Annotated in this window: 8 protein-coding genes; 5 read left to right on the forward strand and 3 right to left on the reverse strand. The window is 43.6% G+C overall.

Annotated features, from left to right (window positions below; translation table 11 throughout):
• On the reverse strand, window positions 1–1,573 hold a 1,573-nt coding region (locus AB4371_RS22335), incomplete at its 3' end, for an Ig-like domain-containing protein (protein ID WP_372150680.1).
• A 442-nt stretch (window positions 1,574–2,015) separates the two neighbouring features.
• Here AB4371_RS22335 and AB4371_RS22340 point away from each other — a divergent pair.
• The 4 genes from AB4371_RS22340 to AB4371_RS22355 all read left to right on the forward strand — a co-directional run bounded on the left by AB4371_RS22340 (window position 2,016) and on the right by AB4371_RS22355 (window position 6,574).
• Window positions 2,016–3,281 (forward strand): TolC family outer membrane protein, encoded by a 1,266-nt coding sequence (locus AB4371_RS22340; protein WP_372150686.1) that lies wholly within the window; start codon window positions 2,016–2,018, stop codon window positions 3,279–3,281.
• Window positions 3,281–3,898, forward strand: coding sequence for an OmpA family protein (locus tag AB4371_RS22345; protein WP_372150681.1), 618 nt, complete (start codon window positions 3,281–3,283; stop codon window positions 3,896–3,898). The genes AB4371_RS22340 and AB4371_RS22345 overlap by 1 nt, the downstream gene beginning before the upstream one ends.
• 135 nt (window positions 3,899–4,033) lie before the next feature.
• Window positions 4,034–4,384, forward strand: coding sequence for a DUF2750 domain-containing protein (locus AB4371_RS22350; RefSeq protein ID WP_017062305.1), 351 nt, complete (start codon window positions 4,034–4,036; stop codon window positions 4,382–4,384).
• 162 nt (window positions 4,385–4,546) lie between these two features.
• On the forward strand, window positions 4,547–6,574 hold the full coding sequence (locus AB4371_RS22355; protein ID WP_372150682.1) for a diguanylate cyclase: 2,028 nt from the start codon (window positions 4,547–4,549) through the stop codon (window positions 6,572–6,574).
• Here the strand turns inward: AB4371_RS22355 and queC are convergent.
• Both queC and queE read right to left on the reverse strand, forming a co-directional pair.
• Window positions 6,534–7,229 (reverse strand): 7-cyano-7-deazaguanine synthase QueC, encoded by a 696-nt coding sequence (queC, locus tag AB4371_RS22360; protein ID WP_372150683.1) that lies wholly within the window; start codon window positions 7,227–7,229, stop codon window positions 6,534–6,536. The two genes, AB4371_RS22355 and queC, sit on opposite strands and share 41 nt — an antisense overlap.
• Before the next feature lie 63 nt (window positions 7,230–7,292).
• The gene (gene queE / locus AB4371_RS22365; RefSeq protein ID WP_372150684.1) at window positions 7,293–7,961 is read right to left on the reverse strand and encodes a 7-carboxy-7-deazaguanine synthase QueE; all 669 of its coding nucleotides are present in this window, start codon (window positions 7,959–7,961) and stop codon (window positions 7,293–7,295) included.
• Window positions 7,962–8,145: 184 nt separating this feature from the next.
• Here queE and AB4371_RS22370 point away from each other — a divergent pair, with 184 nt between their 5' ends.
• Complete coding sequence (locus tag AB4371_RS22370) at window positions 8,146–8,955, forward strand: Cof-type HAD-IIB family hydrolase (protein ID WP_372150685.1); 810 nt, start codon at window positions 8,146–8,148, stop codon at window positions 8,953–8,955.
• Window positions 8,956–9,018 lie beyond the last annotated feature (63 nt).

Consider the following 9,018-nt stretch of genomic DNA (forward strand, 5'->3'; position numbering starts at 1 on the left):
CGACCGTATACGTCACGCTGTTGCTGCTCGAGTCCGCACCGATAACTACATCGGTCGTCGTGCCATCTGGCAGCATCACCGTCACCGTCACCGCTTCTTTCGCGTCAACCGGATTGTTGTCTGCATCTCGCAACGTCACCGTGTAGGTGATTGTGCCACCTTCTTCGCTCACGTTACCTGTCGCGCTCAGTGTCGCCGTTGTCGTGTCGACGGTATCTGTGATAATGGTCTTCGCTGGCGTCGGGTCTGTAGCAAGAGCCTCGAAGCTCGAGCCGCCGCTCACGCTGCTGATGTTCGCGCTCACGCTGTCGGTCTCGTTGTAGACGTCATCGCGGTTTGCGACCGTATACGTCACGCTGTTGCTGCTCGAGTCCGCACCGATAACTACATCGGTTGTCGTACCATCTGGAAGCACCACCGTCACAGTCACTGATTCTTTCGCGTCAACCGGATTGTTGTCTGCATCTCGCAACATCACCGTGTAGGTGATTGTGCCACCGTCCTCACTCACGCTATCTGTTGCAGAAAGACTTATTACTGTCGTATCGTTAACCGGCGTAACCCCAACATCAACCGTGATTGTATCTGTACCGCCCTGACCGTCATCAACCACTACAGTAAAGCTATCGCTGCCGTTATAGTTCTCGTCTGGGGTGTATGTCCAATTACCATTTTCGTCAACGACTACCGAGCCATTCGATGGCTCTGTGCCTTTGCTAAACGTTAATTGGTCGTTATCCGCGTCTGTTGCAGTGAGTGAGCCACTTACTGGAGCATCTTCATCCGTGGTGACTGAGACATCTTCACCGACAGGTAAGTCATTGACTGGAGTAACGCCGACATTGACGGTTATGGTGTCCGTGCCACCTTGGCCATCGGAGACAACAACCGTAAAGCTATCATCACCGTTGTAGCTTTCATTAGGTGTGTAGGTCCAGTCACCGTTTTCATCGACAACAACAGTTCCGTTTGAGGGATCAGTGGCTTTGGTGAAAGACAGAGAGTCACCGTCTTCGTCTGAAGCTGAAAGGGTTCCGTTTACTGGGGTATCTTCATCGGTTGTAAATGAGAGAGTGTCGCCAACAGGGTCATTGTTGTTATCAACAAAGGTAGGAGGATTGTTAGGTTGGTCAACCGAACGGAAAGCATCAAGAAGACTCAAGCTTTGAGTACGAGACATTCCCAGCGCTTCAAAGCCCGTCGTTACAAATTCAGTACCTGGAATGGTTTCTTCACCGTCGCGCTCAATAGTCCCGCTACTTACTAGGCTTGAACCACTTTCACCAGCTGCCGTTGCAAATTCTTCGCCTAGCTCCGTCGGATCCTGACCTTCTTCTAAAGCCGCAAAGATATTTGCAATGTCTTGGTCTAGTTCAACTTCACCGCCATCTTCAGGCGAAAAACGCTTGACTGAAATTGGAGATTCAGAGTTTTCGCTCTGGGATTCAAGAATGACATCCCCTGCTTGTAATGGCTGGCCGTCTTCTAGGACTTTAATTGTACCATCTACCGAAATAACAATGCGTTGGCCAAGTGCTAATGCACCGCTCACATTCAATACTGTCATGTCCATATAAACCCCTAAAACCCATTTTCAATCAAAACGTCAAAATAGTGACATTGTATTTATAATATTAGACAAAATATAACACCTAACACTATATAATTCATAGTTATGAATGCATATTTTAACAAGTTCGTATACACCATGATGACAACGGTCACATACATCAATATCGAAAGCGCTCTCAAATTTTACATAAGTTATTGTGCTAACGAAAAATAATTGACATATTAATAGGGTTCAAAGTGCATCAAAACATCACAATACGCACAGCGATCGGTTAACAACTTTACAACCATTTACGAGCACCAATTGTAGCGATCGTAAATTTTTTGGCGGTTCATCTGAATTTTGTATATTATCGTGCAAAATTAAGACTCAGGTGTGATTCATTTTGGAGAGATGCAAATTGAACAGGATTCAAACGACGACCATAGGGCTATCTATAGCACTGACCTTTCCAGCTACAGCACAAACCTTAGAGCAAGCTGTCGCTTCTACGTTGGAAAGCAACCCTGAAATCAAAAGTGCTTATAACGAATATATCAGTAAGCGTTATCTTAACGACGCTTCTGGTGGTGCTTATCGACCAAGTATAGACTTAGATGGTGGGATTGGTTATGAACATACTGATCTTGCAACCAACCAAGACACCACCGACCTGACTAGAAAAGAAGCAACGATCACCTTGACCCAGTTAATATGGGATGGTGCTAATACATCCAATGATATCGACCGTACTGCCGCTGATGCAGAGTCTGTGCGCTATCAACTACTATCTAACGCGCAAGACATCGCTTTAGAAGTAACAAAGGTTTATCTTGATGCAGTGAAAGCCTATGAAGTGCTTTCTCTTTCGGAAAGTAACTTAGCGACGCACAAAGAGATATATAACGATATTCGTAAGCGCGTGGAATCAGGTATTGGTTCAACCGCAGATATGTCACAAGTTGAAGCTCGTATTGCGAAAGCGCACGGGAATTTGCTTGCTGCTCAAAACAACCTTTTTGATACGCATACTCAGTTTAAAAGACTTGTTGGTCAATCTCCTTTAGGGTTAACTTTCCCTCGCGCAGATGCGGGTGCAATTCCTTATACCGTTGATGGTGCGTTGGCAAAAGCGTTTAACCAGCATCCAGTCATTAAGATTGCACAAGCCGATGTTGACTCAGCGAAGTTCCAATACAAACAATCTAAGAGTACCAACTACCCGACTGTTTCTTTTGAAGCCGCTCAAACTTGGCGTGATGACGCCGGTGGTACAGAAGGCAGCAGCGATGAGTTTTCTGCCATGGTTCGTTTAAGATACAACCTTTACAATGGTGGTTCGGATCAAGACCGCACAGAAAGTGCAGCCTACCAACTCAACAAAGCCAAGGACCTTCGCGAAAGTACTTACCGCAATGTAGAAGAGAGTCTACGTCTATCATGGAGCGCACTTGATTTAACGGTTCAGCAAAAAGAGTTCCTATCTGACCACGTAGACTCGGCATCAGACACGGTAATCTCATATGAGAAACAATACCGTATCGGTAAACGTACCCTTCTCGACTTACTTAACACTGAGAATGAATTATTCGAAGCTCGTAAAGGCTATTTAGATGCTAAGTATGACGAGCAATACGCAAAATATCGCGTAATGAACGCAACTGGTAACCTACTCATCGGTTTACGAGTTGAGATCCCAGAAGAATGGAATGAAAAGGTGGAATATTAATGAAGCTTACCAACACAGTATTATCGCTTTGCTTCATGGTTGTATCTGCCAATGCTTTAGCTGAAAACAACGAAGATGAATTCGAATATCGCGCTCTACCGCCGGTCACTCAAATTTACGATCTTCAAGATGATGACAATGACGGTGTAATAAACGCGCGAGATTTATGTCCCGATACACAAATTGGTGCCGAGATCGATAACGACGGTTGTGGATCATATTTCGAGTCATCGGAAAAGAAAGAGCTGCATATACTCTTCGCTAATAATTCAACGGAAATAAACCCTGTCTTTCTAGGGCAGATACGCCAAATGGCGGCATTTTTAAAGCGCTACGAAAGTACCAGCATTGAATTGCAAGGTTATGCCAGCAAAGTAGGTAACGCGGAACATAACCTAAAGCTTTCGAAAGAACGAGCATCACATGTAAGACGAGCGCTAATTAGCAACGGTATTCAGCCATCTAGAGTCAGCATCGTAGGTCATGGTGATTCTGAATTCAGCAGTGATGACACCCAAATCAATCACGCACTACATCGAAAAGTTGTTGCTTCCGTTGTTGGATTTAAGGGTAATATCAAAGAAGAATGGCACATCTTCACCAAAATTAGAAAGTAGGCGTACCCAGCTTTTACCATACTGAAACGTTATCTTAAGTTAACGTTTCAGTATGGTGATAATTCCTTGAATAGCATATACCTAAGCCGTCTATAATGTTAATCTTGCCACGTTATCAACATAGAGAATTAATCCATGAGCAAACTAACAGCTGATACTCAAGCAAATCTAGAACTTTTCGTTTCTGAAACACAAGAAACTAAACTGGTATGGGGCCTTCGCAACGAAGAAGGTTGGCTAGCATGTGACTCAAGTGAATTCGAAAACAGCGAAGTGATGCCATTCTGGTCTTCAAAAGAAGATGCTCAAACTCACAACGTTGAAGAGTGGGCTGACTTCGAAGTATTAGAAATTCCACTAGATATCTTTGTAGAAGATTGGTTACTGACTCTTGCTGAAGACGGCGTTCTTGTTGGTACTAACTGGAATGCAACATTAGAAGGCAAAGAACTTGAGCCTTCTGACCTAGCGAAATTATACATCTAATTTCCGATATCGGTCGCACGATTCGCGCGACCGATATACCTCTGATTAGTATCAATAAATTAGAGATCTACCTCGCATAACCTCGTAGCTGTACCTTTCAAAATTTGAAGCAACATCAAACTAATAATAGAATATCGTTCTTTATCTGATTGATCGTCTCTTGTGAATCACTTCGTTTTTGTTACCTTTCTACTATTCATTAGCTTTTGTTCTTATAGCCAAGTATCAACGTCAGATCGTGACCACTATTCACCAGTCTATACCTCCAATTTAAGCTCTACTCCAAATGCTGATTGGAACGCACTTTATCTATCTACTTTAAACCACTCTCCTGAGCGCGCATTAAACATGCTGCAAACACGCTACATCGGGTCAACGGATTACGGAGATAAGCTTTACCTTGCGTCTCTTCTGTATCAATACATGAGCCACCGAGATCAGCCGTTCTACGGAATCGCTTCAAACGACAATGACTACCAAGCGATAGAAACAGCGTTTATTTCTGCTCTGAGGAAAGACGGCAAAGGCCAATATGAACAAGCACAACAAGGCTTTCTAACACTCTTGGCGAAAATGCAATCTCGCAGTGATTTAACTGGTAAAGCCTTACTAAAGTACCAGCTATGCCGATCGCTTAACGAGCAAGCTAAATATCATCAAGCAAACCATTACTGCTCTGCGCTTCAATCAGATTTACATGATATCGCTGACCCTGTATTACCAAAATTCGGGACTTATCGAGTCATCGCGAACAATCATCATTTCCGCAGTGACTATCAAGCTGCATTAGACACCTACCTATCACTGATAAACGTGTTTCCACAAGGACATGATATTTCAGGGGTTTACAACGATGTGGGTAACTTGCTCAAAGAATTAAAGCAATATGAAAAATCGGCGGAGTATCTAGAGCAAGCTCTCATTCTCAGAGCAAACGCTTCAGATTTAATGAAAGCACAAGTGCATCACAGCCTTGCGGATCTCTACCTTAACCAAGAGCAAAGTGACCTAGCAATTCACCACTTTCAGACAGCAAGAACACTGTTGAGCTCATCGTCGCACAGCTACGGTATCGCACTCACAAGTCTTGGCTTGGGAAAAGCATACACTCAAACGAAAGACTATGATGTGGCGAGATCCTACTTAATCGAGTCTCTTTCAGCTTCGAGCGAACTGAGCAATGATGTCATTCGCATCAATGCTTACTTGGCGATCAGCAATATGTTCGAAGAACAGAAACTGCCAACTGAAGCGCTCAACTATGCTCAACAAGCGCTAGAAATAGCAGAACAAGTTACAAGGCATAAATACATCGCGCAGTCACTTCTGCAGCTTTCTGATATCCATCAATCACTCGACGATTACCAACAAGCTTTCTATTTCTACCAGCGATACTCATCAATACAACTGGAAGCTAGAGACATCGATAATCGACTCGCACTCGAAGCGCTCGGCTTGACGCACGCCAAATATGAGCAGGAACTGGAAAGCTCTTTCCTGACACATCAAACGAAACTCGACCGCGTTCAAATTGAAAAAATGGAACATCAAAGGTGGATGTATAACATCGTTGTTATTCTATTGCTTTGCGCTGCAAGCTTCACGGTATTGATAAACAAAACGGTTCGCGCAAAAGCAGCAATTGATGGCTTAACGAAAGCATATAGCCGAACTGAGATAATTCGAAGAATCAAAAGAGTGAAACGCTGTAAAGGGACGGACAAACAGCATGTGCTCGTGCTGCTCGATCTAGATAAGTTTAAGAATATTAATGATGAGCATGGCCACCCTACTGGCGACAGAGCACTCGTTCATGTTAGTCAGCAAATAAGAAAACACTTAATGAATGGTGAATTGTTTGGCCGTTTAGGAGGTGAGGAGTTTGTGATCATGCTGACCGACACAAAACCTGCTGAAATACGAGAGCGTGTTGAAGAGTTGCACTACGCCATATCAAGCACGGTCTTCTTATCAGAAAGTAAAAAGCCACTTAATGTAACCGCGAGTTTTGCTTACTTAGCAACCTCAAACGCATTAAGTGACTTTGATGACTTGTATTCAGTTCTTGATCAAGCGTTGTATCAAGCAAAGAGCAACGGCCGAAACTGCATCATCGATGCCTATAACGAGCCTATTGATTTACCAGAAGTTATTTATTCTCAGCCTGTTTGCGAACCAACTCAGCCATGATGCTTTCGCGGTCACCGAGGTAATCATTGAGGCCGACTTTACGTAATTCACACGCTGGACAATCGCCACAACCATCACCGATGATGCCGTTGTAACAAGTCAGGGTTTTATTGCGCACTAGCTCAAGTGCTGAGTATTGATCAGCTAAGGCCCAAGTTTCAGCCTTGTTTAGCCACATTAGTGGTGTTTTGATATCCAGCGGCTTATCCATACCTTGAACTAGCGCAGAGTTCATCGCTTTTACAAAGTCATTGCGACAATCAGGGTAACCAGAAAAGTCTGTTTCACACACACCGGTAATCACCGTTTCAGCGCCAATTTGGTACGCGTAAATGCCAGCCAGTGTTAAGAAAAGAATATTGCGACCAGGAACAAACGAGTTTGGTAAACCGTTCTCTTGAAGTTCGTGTGATACAGGAATATCGTCACGAGTTAAAGAGCTGATAGCTAGCTCATTTAATAGAGTCACATCCATCACTTTGTGCGCTTTCACGCCTAACTCTTTAGCTAATGATTCAGCGACTTCAATCTCGAGTTTATGACGCTGACCGTAGTCAAACGTAATCGCATGAACTTCATCATACTCTTTTAATGCTTGAACTAGACACGTGGTTGAGTCTTGACCACCACTAAATACTACTACTGCTTTTTTCATTTCCATTCCTACCTAAAACTGACGAGCTTTCTACAACGGTTAAGTACTCTACAAAGTCACAAACTATGCGATGCTCAAGTACTTATGAGTTTGAATTGATAAGCGCCAATTGCGCTCAATGCAGGTATCAATACAAAGCTTCGTCGCACGATCTTTTTGGCTAATTGGTTGTAGAGCAATCACAGTATCGTCAGATACTTCTGCTCGTTCCAGTAAACCATCAAGTTGCTCGATGTCCTTACTTGTTCCTACTGGGTGCTTAATCTCGTTAGCACGCTGTAAAGCGCTGTCTAAGATTTCCAGCTTCGCTTTCATTGCCACTTTAGGTGACACCGTAACCCAGGTGTCAGGTGTGGCTTTAACTTCTGATGTTCCGCTAGTCTCAATCTGACAGCGACAACCGTGCTGCTCAAACGCTTCAGTAAGAGGAACAAGATCATAAATGCATGGCTCACCACCAGTAATCACAATGTGCTTAGCAGTGTAACCTTGCTTGATATATTCATTCACGATTCCTTGAGCATCGATTGCTGACCAAGTAGGTGAATCTTCTGTCTTAACCATAATATCGCCAAGGCTGGTTTCCTCTTCTGGCAACGCTTCCCAGGTCTGCTTGGTATCACACCAAGAACAGCCCACTGGGCAAATTTGCAGACGAACAAAAACAGCGGGAACGCCAGTAAACACGCCCTCACCCTGAATGGTTTCAAACATTTCATTAATCTTGTACAACTTTCCCTCAGCTCAATCATTTGATGAAATTAATCAACCGCAGACCTTAAAGCACTTCCCCCTTTTGGTCAAACAAATGAGTACTGATAAATGAGTTGATCAAAGCCCTAGCCTGAACTTTCAAGTTCCCTTATCCTTTCGCCCATAGATTTCGTTAGCTTTTAATTTTTTAGTAAGGAACAACATGTACAAACTGATTGCTCTTGATATGGATGGCACACTACTCAACAGTGAAAAAGTGATTTCTCAAGAGAACAAAGACGCAATCGCCAAAGCACGAGCTGCAGGTGTGAAAGTAGTTCTCGCTTCTGGTCGCCCTTTAGAAGGCATGCAAAGCAAATTAGATGAGCTTTCGATTGACGGCGAAGATGACTTTGTACTCTTCTACAACGGCTCTATGGTTCAGAACGTATCGACAAAAGAGATCATTCACAGTGAGATCAGCAACGGTAAAGCCGCAAAAGAGATTGCTGCCCTCGCTGAACAGCTTGGTGGTTATGTCCATGCTTTCAGCAAGATCCACGGCTTAATCACACCTGAGAACAATGAGTACACTGGTATTGAAGCGCGTATTAATTGCTTAGATATAACCGAGTTCGACTTTTCTCAACTAGAAGATGACCACGAAATCATCAAAACTATGATTGTCGCTGAACCAAGCAAGCTGACTGAAATCATCGGTAAGTTGCCACAAGAGCTTAAGACTCAGTTTACTATCGTACAAAGTGCACCATTCTTCTTAGAGTTCCTAAACCCGAAATCAAACAAGGGTGTCGGTATTGAAGCGATAGCGAAACACTTAGGCATTAAATCGGAAGAAGTCATCTGCATGGGTGATGCTGAAAACGATCACCATATGCTTGAATACGCAGGCCTTGGCATTGCAATGGAAAACGCAATGGAAGAAACCAAGAAACTGGCGGATCACATCACAGCTAGCAACGACGACCATGGTGTAGCGGTCGCGATTGAGAAGTTTATCTTCAACTCATAAACGCTCAACAGGTTCTAATAAGAATTACTTTTTGCTTGTTTCAGAATCGAGTAGGAGGAGGCC

Origin of the sequence: Vibrio sp. 10N.261.51.A3, assembly GCF_041471965.1 — a bacterium.
Taxonomy (GTDB): Bacteria; Pseudomonadota; Gammaproteobacteria; order Enterobacterales; family Vibrionaceae; genus Vibrio; species Vibrio crassostreae_C.

What these genes read in the sequence shown, in the direction of transcription:
- AB4371_RS22345 (WP_372150681.1), top strand. Translation starts at nt 3,281, where the DNA reads ATGAAGCTTACCAACACAGTATTATCGCTTTGCTTCATGGTTGTATCT.
- AB4371_RS22350 (WP_017062305.1), top strand. Translation starts at nt 4,034, where the DNA reads ATGAGCAAACTAACAGCTGATACTCAAGCAAATCTAGAACTTTTCGTT.
- queC (WP_372150683.1), bottom strand. Translation starts at nt 7,229, where the DNA reads ATGAAAAAAGCAGTAGTAGTATTTAGTGGTGGTCAAGACTCAACCACG.
- AB4371_RS22370 (WP_372150685.1), top strand. Translation starts at nt 8,146, where the DNA reads ATGTACAAACTGATTGCTCTTGATATGGATGGCACACTACTCAACAGT.